14 protein-coding genes, 1 tRNA gene and 2 pseudogenes are annotated in these 14220 nt (G+C 57.8%); 4 read left to right on the forward strand and 13 right to left on the reverse strand.

Annotated elements, in window-relative coordinates:
* Window positions 1-450: 450 nt before the first annotated feature.
* The 7 genes and pseudogenes from HX866_RS27980 to pdxR form a co-directional block, all read right to left on the reverse strand.
* Window positions 451-1443 carry an alpha/beta fold hydrolase gene (locus HX866_RS27980; protein ID WP_256345028.1) on the reverse strand — a complete coding sequence of 331 codons (993 nt, stop codon included), beginning with the start codon at window positions 1441-1443 and terminating at the stop codon, window positions 451-453.
* 359 nt (window positions 1444-1802) lie between these two features.
* Entirely contained in the window at window positions 1803-2057 is a 255-nt protein-coding gene (locus tag HX866_RS27985; protein ID WP_177125934.1) for a hypothetical protein, read from the reverse strand.
* A 579-nt stretch (window positions 2058-2636) separates the two neighbouring features.
* Window positions 2637-3020 (reverse strand): annotated as a pseudogene (locus HX866_RS27990) (hypothetical protein).
* A gap of 503 nt (window positions 3021-3523) precedes the next feature.
* Window positions 3524-3832 (reverse strand): annotated as a pseudogene (locus HX866_RS27995) (cell filamentation protein Fic); the annotation flags it as partial.
* Window positions 3829-3996, reverse strand: a complete 168-nt coding sequence (locus HX866_RS28000) for a YhfG family protein (RefSeq protein WP_090234743.1) — start codon at window positions 3994-3996, stop codon at window positions 3829-3831. The pseudogene HX866_RS27995 and the gene HX866_RS28000, both read right to left, overlap by 4 nt.
* 242 nt (window positions 3997-4238) lie before the next feature.
* Window positions 4239-4314: transfer RNA gene (locus HX866_RS28005), tRNA-Thr, on the reverse strand.
* 104 nt (window positions 4315-4418) lie between these two features.
* Complete coding sequence (pdxR, locus tag HX866_RS28010; RefSeq protein ID WP_177140876.1) at window positions 4419-5837, reverse strand: MocR-like pyridoxine biosynthesis transcription factor PdxR; 1419 nt, start codon at window positions 5835-5837, stop codon at window positions 4419-4421.
* 165 nt (window positions 5838-6002) lie between these two features.
* On the opposite strand from pdxR, the gene HX866_RS28015 reads away from it, so the two are divergent.
* Genes HX866_RS28015 through HX866_RS28025 form a run of 3 tightly spaced genes read left to right on the forward strand, consistent with a single transcriptional unit; the run spans window position 6003 to window position 7574 of the window.
* Complete coding sequence (locus HX866_RS28015) at window positions 6003-6479, forward strand: carboxymuconolactone decarboxylase family protein (protein WP_177090944.1); 477 nt, start codon at window positions 6003-6005, stop codon at window positions 6477-6479.
* The gene (locus tag HX866_RS28020; protein ID WP_218179793.1) at window positions 6454-6921 is read left to right on the forward strand and encodes a GNAT family N-acetyltransferase; all 468 of its coding nucleotides are present in this window, start codon (window positions 6454-6456) and stop codon (window positions 6919-6921) included. The genes HX866_RS28015 and HX866_RS28020 overlap by 26 nt, the downstream gene beginning before the upstream one ends.
* On the forward strand, window positions 6918-7574 hold the full coding sequence (locus tag HX866_RS28025) for an FMN-dependent NADH-azoreductase (protein WP_177140877.1): 657 nt from the start codon (window positions 6918-6920) through the stop codon (window positions 7572-7574). Before HX866_RS28020 ends, HX866_RS28025 begins: the two co-directional genes overlap by 4 nt.
* 312 nt (window positions 7575-7886) lie before the next feature.
* On the opposite strand, the gene HX866_RS28030 is transcribed toward HX866_RS28025, so the two are convergent.
* Both HX866_RS28030 and HX866_RS28035 read right to left on the reverse strand, forming a co-directional pair.
* Complete coding sequence (locus tag HX866_RS28030; protein ID WP_177140878.1) at window positions 7887-9098, reverse strand: methyltransferase; 1212 nt, start codon at window positions 9096-9098, stop codon at window positions 7887-7889.
* Between the two features lie 162 nt (window positions 9099-9260).
* The gene (locus HX866_RS28035; RefSeq protein ID WP_177140879.1) at window positions 9261-10250 is read right to left on the reverse strand and encodes a GlxA family transcriptional regulator; all 990 of its coding nucleotides are present in this window, start codon (window positions 10248-10250) and stop codon (window positions 9261-9263) included.
* 161 nt (window positions 10251-10411) lie between these two features.
* On the opposite strand from HX866_RS28035, the gene HX866_RS28040 reads away from it, so the two are divergent.
* On the forward strand, window positions 10412-11203 hold the full coding sequence (locus tag HX866_RS28040; protein ID WP_177140880.1) for an MBL fold metallo-hydrolase: 792 nt from the start codon (window positions 10412-10414) through the stop codon (window positions 11201-11203).
* 14 nt (window positions 11204-11217) lie between these two features.
* Here HX866_RS28040 and HX866_RS28045 read toward each other — a convergent pair whose 3' ends face one another.
* The 4 genes from HX866_RS28045 to HX866_RS28060 all read right to left on the reverse strand — a co-directional run bounded on the left by HX866_RS28045 (window position 11218) and on the right by HX866_RS28060 (window position 14206).
* Window positions 11218-11907 carry an ABC transporter permease gene (locus tag HX866_RS28045; RefSeq protein ID WP_177140881.1) on the reverse strand — a complete coding sequence of 230 codons (690 nt, stop codon included), beginning with the start codon at window positions 11905-11907 and terminating at the stop codon, window positions 11218-11220.
* Window positions 11907-12599 (reverse strand): ABC transporter permease, encoded by a 693-nt coding sequence (locus HX866_RS28050; protein ID WP_177090932.1) that lies wholly within the window; start codon window positions 12597-12599, stop codon window positions 11907-11909. The genes HX866_RS28045 and HX866_RS28050 overlap by 1 nt, the downstream gene beginning before the upstream one ends.
* Before the next feature lie 64 nt (window positions 12600-12663).
* The gene (locus HX866_RS28055) at window positions 12664-13419 is read right to left on the reverse strand and encodes an ABC transporter substrate-binding protein (RefSeq protein WP_177090930.1); all 756 of its coding nucleotides are present in this window, start codon (window positions 13417-13419) and stop codon (window positions 12664-12666) included.
* 13 nt (window positions 13420-13432) lie between these two features.
* Window positions 13433-14206, reverse strand: a complete 774-nt coding sequence (locus HX866_RS28060; protein WP_177140882.1) for an ABC transporter ATP-binding protein — start codon at window positions 14204-14206, stop codon at window positions 13433-13435.
* Window positions 14207-14220 lie beyond the last annotated feature (14 nt).

Below are 14220 nucleotides of genomic sequence, written 5' to 3' on the forward strand. Positions count from 1 at the left end.
AAGGGGAGTTCGCCAATTCTCTCTTGTCCAGTGAAAAGGTGGCGAGCTGTACGCGGGTGGACAAACCGGGGGATTAGGACCCGGCACACACAAAGTGTCCCACGCACAGCCCGCCATAACGCAGGCACAACGACACCGCTCTCACGGCATTGTGCGATTAATCCTAAATAAACCACGGGTGCCCAGTCCGCATCGCTGATTTTGCAGCGATGTTCCAACATTAGACGCGGAGCGGGGCTGAATCAACGAACCGGATGTACGAAAAATTAACTGGAGGCCGCTCTTATTTTCCTGATTGGGGGCAGGAAATTCATTGATGTCATTGCGGTATCGTTCTGCAGATCGGCGAGCAGAGTTTCATCTTCAAGTTTGTCCCCTCTGGGCGTGACGAAATACTTCAACGTGGCAGAGCCCTTGCGAGGAAAACCCCTGATAAGCCTTTCTTATTGATTATTGAGTAGTTGTATTATTTTCACTTTTCAAAAAATCAAGAATAGCCTGGCTGGTGACCTGCGTTTGCTCTTCTAGTACCCAGTGTCCTGTATTTTTTAATACCAATGAGTGTGGTTGGGTAGTAATGTGCTTGACTTGATCGGCCAATGTCTTACCTCTCGAATGGTCTCCTCCGATGGTAAGTACTGGAATGGTCAGTTTGTTTTTAGCGAATGCCTTATTGTCATTTGCATCATGCTCCACCCAGGCGGAATAAAGCTTGAATGCTGCCTCCATGCGGCCAGGCCGGGAATAATCTTTTACCAATGCATCACGCACGTCATCATGTACTTTAGGGTTGCCCTTGAATACAAAGTCATCAAAAAACATGTCCAGATACGTTTTTTCTTGCCCTTGAATCATTTTTACCGCTGTCTTGCCAAAAAAACGGAAATGCCATTTGCTGGCAACGCCCATTTCAGGGTTTCCATTGTAAGGGATTTCCCATCCTGGAATGCCTGGAATAAATCCATCCATCAAGACGATATGCTTGGTTTCTTTCGGGTAAAGCGCGCCATAGGCATAAGCAATAATCAACCCCATGTCATGGGCAACTATATCGACCTGTTTTACTTTCAAGTGAGTTACCAGTTCATGTAAATCTCGCGCCATGTTCTTTTTGTCATAGCCACTTTCTGAAATATCCGTTTCTCCAGCACCGCGATAGTCAGGAACGATAGGGGTATAACCAGCACGCGCTAATTTCCCCATCAGCGCTTCCCAATTACGCCAGCTTCCTGGGAAACCATGCACCAGCAAAACTGGCTTTTCACCGTTGCCGCTCATCAGGTAGTGCAGGCGAATGCCATTCACATTCGCATATTCACTTCTAAATGTCGCACCGTCGACAACGATGCTGCTTTGTGCCGTAGAAGGTGTTGCCGCGTGAAGTTGGGAGGATATGGCTAAAAAAATTAGCGGAAAAAATACACCCATCAGTTTTTTATTCATTTTAAAAACCAACCTTATTTTTAAATTAAAAAATTCTTTTCCAGGTACCTAAATTCTGAACCCATCGTCAGATCCGCCGATACTGTCAGAAATGACAGTTCCGACAAACGGCAAGGGAACGAACGGCGGTTGATCTATCTCGCTTGCTTGAGGTCTACAGAACTTTGGGGCTGCATTCCTAAGGAGGCGCCTCAAGAGCTTCTGGCACCTATTCCCCTCAACGTTTGTCGCACCGCGGAGACTTCTTCTAAGATTTCGCCAGATTCAGTGGTGGGGCTGATTCGAGTGCTGATTTTTTTCGTTGTTTGAGGCTCTGTATTTTCTGTCATCGGTTGAGGAGGGGGGCCTTAGGCTTGAGTTCACCGGAAGTTGCGTATTGTGGCGAAAAATTGCTTGGCGGCTGCTTGATAGTCGTCAGTGAGCTTTTTGATATCGCCGCTCAAACCACGGGCATGGGTATAGCGATCAATATCAACGATTGGTTTCAATGCCTGGGATACTTCGTCATCTCTGTCCCACGGTTTCGCAGGACAAGTCCAAACTCTATTTCTAGCGCTTTGAATGGGGTTATTTGCTGAAAATATAGCCAAACGCGCAACAGAGTAAAATGCCAAACTTGTTCCAAATGTTGTCCCGCTGCATAGATCTGGTGCCCAAGCTGTTGAGGCCCACCAGGTGTTGTGCTTTCAGCGCGCTGCGTCTTTCGTCGGGGCGGTCATTACCTTTCGGTTGACGAGGAGGCGTACGGATTCCATGGCCACTTGGGCCACGATTACACGCTGACTTGGAAGACACCCGTCGTCTTTGGAGAGTGATAGGGACGGACCACGATTAATTTTTTTCCGGCTTGATCACGCCAACCAGAAATCGTGGTCTGTTTCTGGCTTCCTTATGTAGTTTTCTCCAGGCAAAAAAAAACCGCACGATTTGAGCTTGCTGACTGTGGGTCAACCTAGGCTTGGCGGGTGTGTTGGGATGCATTATAGGTAGGAGCAAAAGCCCGTCAACGTCGAGCTCATGTGAAATTGTAACGGTTGGGCGCGCAGGCAATGTCTGGCCAGTTGCTGAGAGGATCAATTGCAAAAAAGGCAGCCACTGAAAGCGATGACTGCCGATGAGGATTGTCCTTCATGCGTGTGGCGCGTCTGGTCGCCTGCTGAGCAGAAACCCGACCGCAGCATGAGCCGCGTCAATCAAACGGGCTGGTCGTCCAATGCCGGTGATGGGTGATGGTGCGGGGACGATCCCTCAAGCAGGGCATCCACCACGGCGCGTGCCATTTCTACCGAGTGCAGCATGCCCCAGAACAGAGAGCGCTCCACCGGATTTGTATGCAAGCTGATTTCGTCGCCATTCAGTTCGGCGACTTCGAGCAGTTTCGAAACCTAGATCAACGCGTCTTGAGCCCGGACGCCGGGTTGGATGGCGAAGATCGTGGGTTTGAGAGGGTCGGCGTAATTGATGGTTTTGGAAACGGTCAGGGTGAGGGTATCAAGCAGGCGGGTTGCGTCTGGCCGCGTTGATTTCACAGAATCGTTGGAAGCTGGAGGTGGATCGGGGGTGATTTTCTTGGCCATGGTGAATCTCCTTGCTCAAGTTCGGGGATCACCATACTCGCTGCGAAACAAGGGTGGCGAACTGTACGCAGGTTCGCAGACCGGTGAGCTAGGTAACCGGCAGGCATAAGCCTCCTGCGCACAGCCCGCCATAACGCGGACATAAAAAAACCGCTTACGCGGCACTGTGCGCCAGCTCACTACCGGGCTGCGAAACCCGTGTCGCTGAATTTGCAGCGACAACAGGAATGTAGACCCAGCAGTGGGCGCACACAATATTCTCCCACGACCAAAATGCGTAGGAAATATAAGTTTTATAGAGAGCAATTTCTCATCTTGATGAAGTATTGGTGTGCGATGCGTGCAGGCAGGAAAAATCTTTGTTGTCTGTCAGAAAAAGATGAGTTTGTCGGGAGTAAAGAGGATCACCATGGGCGAAAAATGCGATGTGAGCCGGGAGGAAATCAGGGACAGACCACGATATTCATGGTTCTTGTTCCTCAGAGCTACCAACGGTTTCGGAATTCTCTGGCGGCTTCTGGCTCTATGCGATCAGGCACACAGAATTGATTTCCACCTTTGCTGATCTTCACCGTCCGGATCTCGCCGGCCCAACTATAGATAGCTGGGAATAGGGTGCGATGAATTTGTTTCAGAGTATCCAGGCTGTATGGCGGTTCTATGAACTCAAGCCGCTCTGCGGCAGCTTCGGTGAGATAACGTTCGGCCTCGTTGAGGTCGTCCTCATCATGCAAATCAAGCAGGTTCTTGAGGATGCTTGTTCCCGGGTAACAGTAGGGATCCTGATCGACCCCGTATTTGTCGTTACTCAAGCTTTGATTTGCCGAACGGCCATGAGCGCCGCTTCGCGAGTGGGAAGCTTGTGATCGTCATTTGGGGAGGTCGTAAAGCCCTCGAGGCGCAAGCTGGCCGCGAAGTTGGATTTACGGTGTTTGGCGAAGTAGGCTTTTTTGGCTTGAAAACTCAGCTTTTCCACGTCTGCTCTCCACGGATGTGTGCCCGAGAGTATAGCGTATCCAGTTGCCTATTTGGCTCTGCGTCAGCGGCACTCGTCGCCTTAGAAGCAGACCCCGTCGACGTGGACGCTTGTTACGTCTCGACCTGATGGGTGCCCAGGATTTTTTGAGTGTGGACGTTTTGTGGACGTTTTCAGTTTTCTGAAAGCGCCAAAGCAAAGGCCCAGAAACAGCAAAGCCCCGCATTGCGGGGCTTTGAATGTGGTGCCGGCACCAGGAGTCGAACCCGGGACCTACTGATTACAAGTCAGTTGCTCTACCAACTGAGCTATACCGGCGTGTTAGGGCGACGATTATAGCGATTGGCGAGCGTCTGTAAACCCCTGATATCTGACTATTTTTGCAAAGGTGGCGTTCTCGCGTTCCGCCCCTGCCCACACCTCTAGGTCATACCCCGATCCAACGCCCGCGCAGCCACGATAACCGCCAGCAATCGGCCCGCTATTTCAGCCGCCTGCTCGGCCGACACGACGTTGGTAAAACTCATCAACAATCCGCCTTCCTCCCCGCTTTCCACCTGCCAACGCGACAATGGCCCAATCGACAATCCCGCCGCACGCGCCTGTTCGGCTATCCGCGTATCGGGCAGATCAACCAACACCCGCACCAACAGATTAATGCCCCCAGCTTGCGGGTCGACCTTCAATATCCCACTGCCCACCTCTTCCAGCGCCTTGACCAGCAACGCCCGGCGCATGCTGTACAACTGGCGCATCTTCTTCAGATGCCGGGTGAAGTGACCCTGATTCAGAAAATCGCTGACCGTCCCCTGCAACAGCTCCGGGCAACGATTGCGCCACAGGCGGGTGACCTGTTCAAAGCGTTCGACCTGTTCCCTAGGCACTACCAGATACGCCAGCCGCACTCCCGGAAACAGCATCTTGCTGAAGGTCCCGGCGTACAGCACGCGGTCATGCTCGTCCTGGCTCTTCAGCGCCGGCAACGGACGGCCCCGATAGCGGAACTCGCTGTCATAGTCGTCCTCCAGCACCCAGCTTGACTGTTCCTGCGCCCAATCCAGCAGCTCCCGCCGACGTTCCGGGCTCAACGCCACGCCCAATGGGCTTTGATGGGCCGGGGTGACCACCGCCAGCCGCGCCGCCGGATGCAGGCGAATACCCTGGTCCACGCGCAAACCGTCGGCATCCACCGGCACCGGAACCAGCTGCACGCCGCGATTAAGCAGTAGCTGTCGCGCATGGATATAACCGGGGTCCTCGAACCAGCAGCCCTGGCCGGTCATTTCCAGGCTTTCGCAGACCAGCTCAAGCACGGCGTTGTAACCGGTGCAGATAAACACCTGGTCCGCTGTGCATTGCACGCCTCGATACAGCCCCAAGTACGTGACGATGGCCGAACGCAGCGGCGCGTAACCCCTTGGGTCACCGAAGCCCAGGCTGGCGATATCGCTTTGTCGGGCACGTTGGGTAATCAGGCGGGCCCAGAGCTTTCGTGGGAAAGCATCCAGCGCCGGAAGCCCCATTTGCAGGGGCAACGATTGATCCCGTCCGCTCGACATGACGGTTCCCGGTGCTGGGCTTGGGGCCGCTTTCACCGGCAGGTCAAGGGCAATGACGGTCCCGGCCTGTCCGCGTGCGGTCAGGTAGCCCTCGCTGATCAGCAGTTCGTAGGCCGTTTCGACCGTGCCCCGCGCCAGGTTGAGTTCGGTCGCCAGGGCGCGCACGGAAGGCACGCGATCACCGGGCCGCAATTGGCCTTCGTCGATGGCGCTACGAATACGTCGATAGACCACCAGGTATTTGGGCAAGCCCGGTTCGGCGGCGACTTTGACAGTGGGCATGGGGTTTCCGTGATCAGGCAGAACGGCCCAAGTCTAAACCCATGGATGCGCGGATTCAGCAGGGTTATGTCCCAAACGGCTTGCTCGTTCTTGGCCCTGTTGACCGGGTTCGGTGCGCCGCAGACTGCAGGCCATGTTTTCACCGACCTTAAAGAGGAACTAACCATGACTCAACGTCTCAACTACTTCGACGCCGCGCCCCTGGGCTACAAAGCGCTGTTTGGTGTTAAGAGCTATCTGGAAAGCTGTGGGCTTGAAGCGGAGTTGATCGATCTGGTGTACCTGCGGGTTTCGCAGATCAACGGCTGTGCTTTCTGCATCAGCCAACATTCCCGGGATCTGATCAAGCTGGGCGTGAGCCTCGACAAGGTCCTGCTGGTTCCCGTCTGGCGCGAAGGCGGTGCGTTGTTCGATCGCCGTGAATGTGCCGCCCTGGCCTGGGCCGAAAGCGTGACCCTGGTGCACGAAACCGAGGTGCCGGACGCGGACTTCCAGGCCGCCGCTGCGGTGTTCGGTGAGAAGGAACTCGCCGACCTGACCCTGGCGATCGCCCTGATGAACGCACTCAACCGCGTCGGTGTCGGTTTTCGCTTGGTACCGGCCAGCGTGCGCCAGCATGAGGACGCGTCCAGTGGTCAATGATCTCGAATACGTACTGATTGAAAGCAAGGACCAGTGCCGTGAGTGTTTTGCAGTGATGCAGGAACTGCGGCCGCATCTGACTGATAGGGAGTCCTTCGTTGAACAGGTCTTCCGTCAGGGCGAGCAGGGCTTTCGCCTGCTGGCGCTGCGTGAGCGCGGGCAGGTGATTGGCCTGGCCGGCTTTCGGATGACGGAGAACACTCTCTATGGCCGTTTCGTCTATGTCGATGACCTGGTGGTGACGGTCTCGCAACAGCGTCGCGAGCTGGGTGCCGCGCTGCTGGAGGAGGTGCGTCGTCGCACGCGGGCCTTGGGTTATCGCTATCTGGTGCTCGACACGGGGATGCATATGCCATTGGCCCAGCGGTTCTATTTCCGCCAGGGATTGCTGGCCAAGGGCATGCACTTTTCCCAGGACCTGGGTGTGGGGGCGGCGGTATGAGTCGCGCCCTGCTGTTGAGTTTCAGCCCCCATGGCGAGGCGGCCCGCGGTTATCAGTTGACCAGCGAGGTGCTTCAGGACTGGAAAGGCCTCACTACACTGACCGAGCGTCAACTGGGCAGTGAGCCGCTGCCCGTCTTGACCGCCGACTACGCGACGGCGGTGACCTCGGTCGCCGGGATGAGCAATGTGGCCATCCACACGTCCGAGCGGCAGATCGTCGAACTTGAAAACAGCGATCTGCTGGTGCTGTGCACGCCGGTGCATAACTTCACGCTGCCTGCCACCATGAAGTCGTGGATCGATCATGTGGTGCGCATTCAGCGCAGCTTCGGGGTGAACAGTGAGCAGGGGAAGTTTGGCCTGCTCAAGGATCGGCCAACCTTTGTGCTGGTCAGTTCCGGCGGCTTCATTCAGGGCGAGCAGGCTCGTCAGCCGGACTTTCTTACGCCTTATTTAAAGGCGATCCTCAATTCCATTGGCATTCATCAACTGACGTTTATCTATCTGCAGGGTTCGGTACGCGGCGGTGAGGCGGTTGAGCAAGGCCTGGCCGTTGCTCGTGAAGCGTTATTGGCGGGGCTTGGGGCTGATACGAGAACCTGTAGGAGCCAGCTTGCTGGCGATGAGGCCAGTGAGTCTTGTCTCGCCTGATCGTACGCCATCGCCGGCAAGCCGGGCTCCCACAGGTTTGTGGCGTTTTCAAGATGGGCGCTGGCTCGAAAAAAAACCGCGTTATGCCCGTTGACTGGAATGCTTATGCACAAGTGGATGGTCGTTAGCGCGGTGAAGATGCAAATTTGTGGACACGTTCTCATAAACGCGCAACTGCCTGTTTTTCTGGTGCTTTATTTTGTGAACAAAAAATGACCAGGTGGCTTTTTGCTCTGTAGGCTTTGTTTTCCGGGCGTCTGCGGGAAAAGCATCAACAGAGTTATCCACAGGCTGCGTAGCGTCAAGAAAGGGTTAATAGCGCTCTGCCAGTAGCATCATGTTGCGCGGTGTCAGCGGGCTTTCGCAGAACAGGCCCAGGCGTACGGCGTAGCCTTGTTCTTCCAGAAACAGCGCGCGATCCAGCACCAGCCAGAGTTCCAGCGGGCGACGGAACAGGCCGCGCACCAACTCCAGGTTGCGCACTTGTGCCAGCCGTCGCCAGCCTGCGGCCTCCAATTGCGTCCAGTTTTGCTCGCCGACTGTGGATAACTCCTTGAGCGCGGCCAGGTCGCGGCAGTAGTCGGCGAAGGGTTTGTCGAGCCAGGCGCTGGGCAGCGAGGGCGTGGGCAGGTAATCGTCGGTTTGGCGCAGACGCCGTTGCAGCAGGTCGAAGGCCAGGCGCCGGGCCATGGAGGTGTCGCGTTGGCGACGGACCCGGGCGCCGGCGGTGACGGTTTCGCTCAGGGGCAGGGCCAGGTCGTCCAGCGACAAGTGCAGGGCCGAGGCTTTGGCGGCAGCGGACAAGGGCTGGTAGTGCGTAGCGCTGACGCGGTTGTAGCAGCAGGGTGCGATGGCCAGTTGGCGGCAGCCAGCAGCGCTGGCGAGTTGCATCAGGCGCACGTGGAGGTCGCCGCAGGCGTGGAGGGCGACTGGGGTGTGGTCGACGCTGAGGCGTGCAGCGGCATCGGAGGTCAGGACATCTTGTTGCAGATGCTGAGCCGGCAGGCGATGGTGCTGGCTGAGCTGCTGGCCGCTGGCGATCAGGGCCGGGTCGTATTCCAGGCAGGTCAGCTGTTGGCCGGGTTGCAGCAGGCGGCGGCCCAAATGGCCTTTACCGGAACACCAATCGAGCCAGTGCGTGGGCGATTGGGCAAAGTCGAGGCGGGCGGCGAAGGCTTCTATTTGTTGCCATTTTCGCCCGGGGACGTCGACGTTCAGGCGGTGATTGGCCGGCGGCAGGGCGTTGTCGGGGAGTGTTCCGATGGCGGCCAAGGCGGCGGATTCGGCTGCCAGCGCGGGAAGCGGCGCGGGTGCGGCGAGGTGTTCCGGGTGGTTATGGCTGGCTTCGGCGTCGTCGAGGCTGCGCTGGCGTAACCACTTGGCGAGTTCCGGGTGTTGGATTTCCCACGGCAGGTGCAGATGGGTGAAGGGGCGTGGGCGCCAGAGGTGTTGGTGTGCCGAGAGGAATTCGTCCAGGGCCTTGAAGCGGGTTTGCAGTTTGAGGCCTTGGAGGATAGTGGGCATGTTGGGGGTTCCGGGGTGGCACCAATGTCAAAGCCGCCACGTAACCTGTAGGAGCCAGCTTGCTGGCGATAGCGGTGGTGAATGTTACACCGCTATCGCCAGCAAGCTAGCGCCTACAGGGGGCAGTGGCTCTTGGCGTTACCGGTCTTCGTCAGCCAGGCCTCAGGCTTTGGCCGGGACACGGCGACGCCGATATTTCACGGGCGTCTCGCCGACCAGTTTCGTGAACAGTCGTGTGAAACTCGCGAGGTCTGCATAGCCGACCGATTCCACGATCCGCGCCAATGGCCAGTTGGAACTTATCAACAGGCGTTTGGATTGCTCGACTCTTGCCTCCTGCAAGAGCGTCAGTGGCGACTTTCCGGTTTCGGCATTGGTCCTGCGAATCAGCGTGCGACCACTGATATGGAACGCCTGCGCGACCGTCTTCAAGTCGTAGTCTTCAGTCAATCTGTGCTCAAACCACTGAATCAGGTTTTGCGAAAAAGTGGGCAGTTCGCGCTGAAGCAAACGGGTGTCGACATAAGGCGACTGGCTCGCCCGCTGCGTCGGCAATAGCGTGACCGCAGCGGTCGCGGTAGCAACCTCTGCACCCAAATAGCGCTTGATCAGATGGATGGCCAGATCGAAGGCGGAACTGACTGCTGCGGACGTCACCACGGCACCGTCCTCCAACAGGATAGCGTCGGCGTTCACCCTCGCTTGCGGATAGCGAGCAGCAAGATCGCTGGCAAATAACCAGGCGGTCGTGACGTTGCGCCCATCCAGCAGGCCCGCCTCGCCGAGCAGAAACGAACCGACACAGACAGCGGCCACCGCGGTGCCGCGAGCGAAGCTGCGACTAATGAAATCCCGCTCTCGTGAAAGCGGCCCGAGTTTCGCCGCCCAGTCTTGCTGCCGCTGAGTCTCGAAGCCGGGAATGATCAGAAGATCGTAGTGCCCGACGGGGCGTTTGAGCGGCAGCACAAAACCGCCTGAGACCGTTACTTTCTGTCCGGGCAGCCTGATCAGCTCCACATTCAGGCTGACCCCTCGCTTGGCGCCCAGGCTTTTATCGAGGTCGCCGGCAATGCGCAGGACATCCGCGATGCCAAACAGTTGGGTTGGCATGCAACTGCTGTAGGCAAGAACGGCAATACGCACGGTTTTCATCGAATTTCCCAAGAAGCAGGCGATTTGGCTATTTCGGCAATTTTATAGTCAATATTGACACTCCGTCACTGAGCCTGCCCAACGATAATTTGTTCTCGGATCAGCCGCTTTAGCCGTGCCTTTTCCTTACCGACACCGCGAACCTGCGAAAGAGCAAACCCATGAACGAACATCAAATCATCACGGTCCCCATTCTTCCCTTCGGCATGGTTCACTGCCATCTGGTCATCGGCGCAAAGGGCTGTGTGCTGGTCGACACGGGGATTCCCGGGTCAGAAGCCAAGATCGAACGCGTGTTGAAGCAGCACGGTCGAACATTGAGCGATATCACGTTGATCGTCGTCACTCATGCCCATACGGATCACGCGGGGTCGGCCGCTAGACTGCGTGAATTGACGGGCGCGCCGATCATGGCCCACGCAGCGGACCTCGACTACTACGAGCGGCGCAAGGAGATGACCTATTGCGTGGCCCACTGGTGGGGGCCGCTTTTCTTGCGATCAGGCGTGCCGGGTGAGCCTTACACGGCCTTCACCCCGGATATCCTTCTGCAGGACAACGCGCGTTTCGATCTGAGTGGCTTTGGAATCGCGGGCAGCGCCAGGCATACGCCGGGTCACACTGCGGGCTCCGTGTCGGTTGAACTGGAGGGCGGGGATGCCCTCGTCGGCGACCTGATTGCGTCAGGTGTTTTTCTGGGCGGCATGATGCGAACAGGGCGCGCCATACGCCCTCCGTTTGAGGACGATCCTCAAACGGTCAGCGCCGAACTGATGGGCATGGTCGACGCGGGCATGCAACGCTTTCATATGGGGCACGGCGGGCCACTCGGTGCCGAGGAAGTGAGCCGCCATGCTCTTGCTCTGCGCGGCGAGAAGCCGGGTCGCAAATACATGCTGCAAACCGGTGGGTGCTCCTGCGGCAAGGCCAAATTAACTGAACAGCTTGAGTAACGGTTTGGGCGTGCTTAGCGCCCCTGGCTCGCGTCCACCCGCATCCAGCGCTCCACCTGCTTGAACGCCTGCACCAGCAGGAACGAAATCACCAGATAGAACACCCCCGCCGTGAAGAACATGTCCACCGTCAGGTAGTTGCGCGCAATGATGGTCCGGGTCATGCCGGTCAGCTCCAACAGCGTCACCGTACTCGCCAGCGAACTGGCCTTGAGCATCAGGATCACTTCGTTGCTGTACGCCGGCAGGCCGATCCGCGCCGCGCGCGGCAGGATGATGTAGAACATCGCCTTGGCCCGCGACATCCCCAGCGCCCGCGCCGCTTCGATCTCACCCGGCGGAATCGCCTGGATGGCGCCCCGCAGGATTTCAGCGATATACGCGGTGGTGTGCAGCGTCATGGTGGCCGTCGCGCACCAGAACGGACTGCGAAGGTAAGGCCACATGAAGCTCTCGCGAATCGCGTCGAACTGCGCCAGGCCGTAATACACCAGGAACAACTGCACCAGCAGCGGCGTACCGCGGAAAAAGAAGATATAGCCGTAGGGCAATGCCCTTACATACCAGAGCTTCGAAGCACGGGCGATGCCCAGCGGTATCGCCAGGATCAACCCCAGCACCACGGCGATGCCCACCAGTTCCAGGGTCAGGACCGCGCCCTGGTAGAACTTCGGCAGCCATTTGAAGATGACTTCCCATTCCATTATGTGGTCCTCACAAAACCGCGATCGGCGCGTTTTTCCAGGAAATGCATGCCGGTCATGGCCAGGACGGTCAGGCCCAGGTACATGAAGGCCGCCACCAGGTAGAAGGTAAACGGCAGCTTGCTGAACAGCACCGCGTTCTGCGCCTGGCGCATGATTTCTTCCAGGCTGATGACCGAGACCAGCGCGGTGTCCTTCATCAGGATCATGAACAGGTTACCCAGCCCCGGCAGGGCGATGCGCCACATCTGCGGCATGATCAGCCGGGTGAAGATCCGCACCTTGGACATGCCCAGTGCGACCCCCGCTTCCCGATGCCCCTTGGGAATCGCCAGGATCGCCCCGCGAAACACTTCCGTGGCGTAGGCGCCAAAGCACAGGCCCAGGGCCGTGACTCCGGCAGCGAATGGGCTCAAGGCCAGTTCGGGGTTACCGAATGCCTCGCCCAATGCGCTCATCAAATTGACGGTGCCGTAATACATCAGCAGCACCCAGAGCAGTTCCGGCACGCCACGGACCAGGGTCGAATAAGCGCCCCCCAGCCATTGCAGCGGTTTGTAGGGTGAAGTCTTGGCCAAGGCGCCGAGCAGCCCGAGCACCAGTCCCAGACACAGGGCGCAGAGCGCAAGCTTGACGGTCATCAGCGCGCCGGCGGCGAGCGCCGGGCCGAATCCATAGAGGTCGATATTCATGGGCAGAGGCAGGCTTTACCAGGGACAGCCGACACCTTGCGTTGAGGTGCCGGCCATCGGGGCGTCAGAGGATGCTGAACGGGAAGTACTTGTCGTTGATCTTCTTGTAAGTACCGTCGGCGATGATTTCCTTCAGCGCGGCGTTCAGCTTCTCACGCAGTTCGTTGTCCTTCTTGCGGACAGCGATACCGATCTTGTCGCTTTCTTCCACCGGGTTGCCCTTGAACTCGTAAGGTTTGCCAGCGTCGCTTTTCAGCCATTCGTAGTTGACGTACTTGTCCGCGAGGATGGCGTCCAGGCGCCCGGCCTGCAGGTCGAGGTAGGCGTTTTCCTGGGTGTCATAGAGCTTGATGGTGACGTCGTCGCCCAGATGATCTTCCAGCCAGCTGCCGGCCAGGGTCGAACGCTGTGCACCGATGATCTTGCCCTTGAGCGAGGCCTTGTCGGTTTTGAAGTCGGCGTCTTTCCTGGCGGCGATGAATTGCAGCTTGTTGGAGTAGTACGGGTCGGTGAAGTCGACGGCCTGCTTGCGCTCGTCGGTGATCGACATGGAGGAGATCAGGAAGTCGAACTTCTTGGTCTGCAGGGCCGGAATGATGCCGTCCCAGTCGGAGGTCACGACCGTGCATTCGACTTTCATCTTGGCGCACAGGGCCTCGCCGATGTCCTTGTCAAAGCCCACGACCTGGCCGCTGGCATCCTTGTTGTTGAACGGTGGGTAAGCGGCCTCGATGCCCATTTTCAGGGTTTCGGCAAAGGCACTGGCGCTGAAGGCCATGGAGACGGCAGCGGCCAGGAGGAATTTTTTGCAGGTCTGCATGCGTGTTGCTCCGTTAGCGGTTGCTGGACATGAATTGTTTGCAGCGCGCCGACAGCGGGTTGTCGAAAACCTGCTGTGGGGTTCCTTGTTCTTCCACCAGGCCCTGGTGCAGGAACACCACTTCACTGGACACCTGGCGGGCAAAGCCCATTTCGTGGGTGACCAGCAACATGGTGCGGCCTTCTTCGGCCAGGGCACGGATCACGCTGAGGACTTCCTGGACCATTTCCGGGTCGAGGGCCGAGGTCGGCTCGTCGAACAGGATGACCTTGGGTTGCATGGCCAGGGTCCGGGCAATGGCTGCACGCTGTTGCTGGCCGCCAGAGAGCTGGGAGGGGTAGGCGTGGCGCTTGTCGGCGATCCCGACCTTGGCCAGCAGGCCTTCGGCGACGTCGATGGCCTCGGCCTTGCTCTGGCCGAGCACCCGGCGCGGGGCCTCGATGATGTTGTCGAGAATGCTCATGTGCGGCCAGAGGTTGAAGTTCTGGAACACAAAGCCGATTTCGCTGCGCAGGCGGTTGATCTGCTTGCCGTCGGCGGCCACCAGCTCGCCATTTTTCGCGGCCTTGAGCTTGAGTTCCTCGCCATTGACCAGGATCTGGCCCTGGTGCGGGTTCTCCAGCAGGTTGATGCAACGCAGGAAGGTCGACTTGCCGGAACCGGAGGAGCCCAGGATCGAGATCACATCACCGTCGCGGGCGGTCAGCGAGATGCCTTTCAGTACCTCAAGCTCACCGTAGCGTTTGTGCAAGTTGCGGATTTCAAGCGCGGGCGTGGCCTCAGCCATGTGCGGTCCTCATG

Origin of the sequence: Pseudomonas gingeri, assembly GCF_013386165.1 — a bacterium.
GTDB lineage: Bacteria > Pseudomonadota > Gammaproteobacteria > Pseudomonadales > Pseudomonadaceae > Aquipseudomonas > Aquipseudomonas gingeri_C.

Excerpts from the sequence above, each read along its gene's own strand:
- pdxR (WP_177140876.1), bottom strand. The coding sequence starts at position 5,837 with ATGCCCACTGTCAAAGTCGCCGCCGAACCGGGCTTGCCCAAATACCTG.
- HX866_RS28030 (WP_177140878.1), bottom strand. The coding sequence starts at position 9,098 with ATGCCCACTATCCTCCAAGGCCTCAAACTGCAAACCCGCTTCAAGGCC.
- HX866_RS28015 (WP_177090944.1), top strand. The coding sequence starts at position 6,003 with ATGACTCAACGTCTCAACTACTTCGACGCCGCGCCCCTGGGCTACAAA.
- HX866_RS28050 (WP_177090932.1), bottom strand. The coding sequence starts at position 12,599 with ATGAATATCGACCTCTATGGATTCGGCCCGGCGCTCGCCGCCGGCGCG.
- HX866_RS28060 (WP_177140882.1), bottom strand. The coding sequence starts at position 14,206 with ATGGCTGAGGCCACGCCCGCGCTTGAAATCCGCAACTTGCACAAACGC.
- HX866_RS28045 (WP_177140881.1), bottom strand. The coding sequence starts at position 11,907 with ATGGAATGGGAAGTCATCTTCAAATGGCTGCCGAAGTTCTACCAGGGC.
- HX866_RS28055 (WP_177090930.1), bottom strand. The coding sequence starts at position 13,419 with ATGCAGACCTGCAAAAAATTCCTCCTGGCCGCTGCCGTCTCCATGGCC.
- HX866_RS28040 (WP_177140880.1), top strand. The coding sequence starts at position 10,412 with ATGAACGAACATCAAATCATCACGGTCCCCATTCTTCCCTTCGGCATG.
- HX866_RS28020 (WP_218179793.1), top strand. The coding sequence starts at position 6,454 with ATGAGGACGCGTCCAGTGGTCAATGATCTCGAATACGTACTGATTGAA.
- HX866_RS27980 (WP_256345028.1), bottom strand. The coding sequence starts at position 1,443 with ATGAATAAAAAACTGATGGGTGTATTTTTTCCGCTAATTTTTTTAGCC.
- HX866_RS28035 (WP_177140879.1), bottom strand. The coding sequence starts at position 10,250 with ATGAAAACCGTGCGTATTGCCGTTCTTGCCTACAGCAGTTGCATGCCA.
- HX866_RS28025 (WP_177140877.1), top strand. The coding sequence starts at position 6,918 with ATGAGTCGCGCCCTGCTGTTGAGTTTCAGCCCCCATGGCGAGGCGGCC.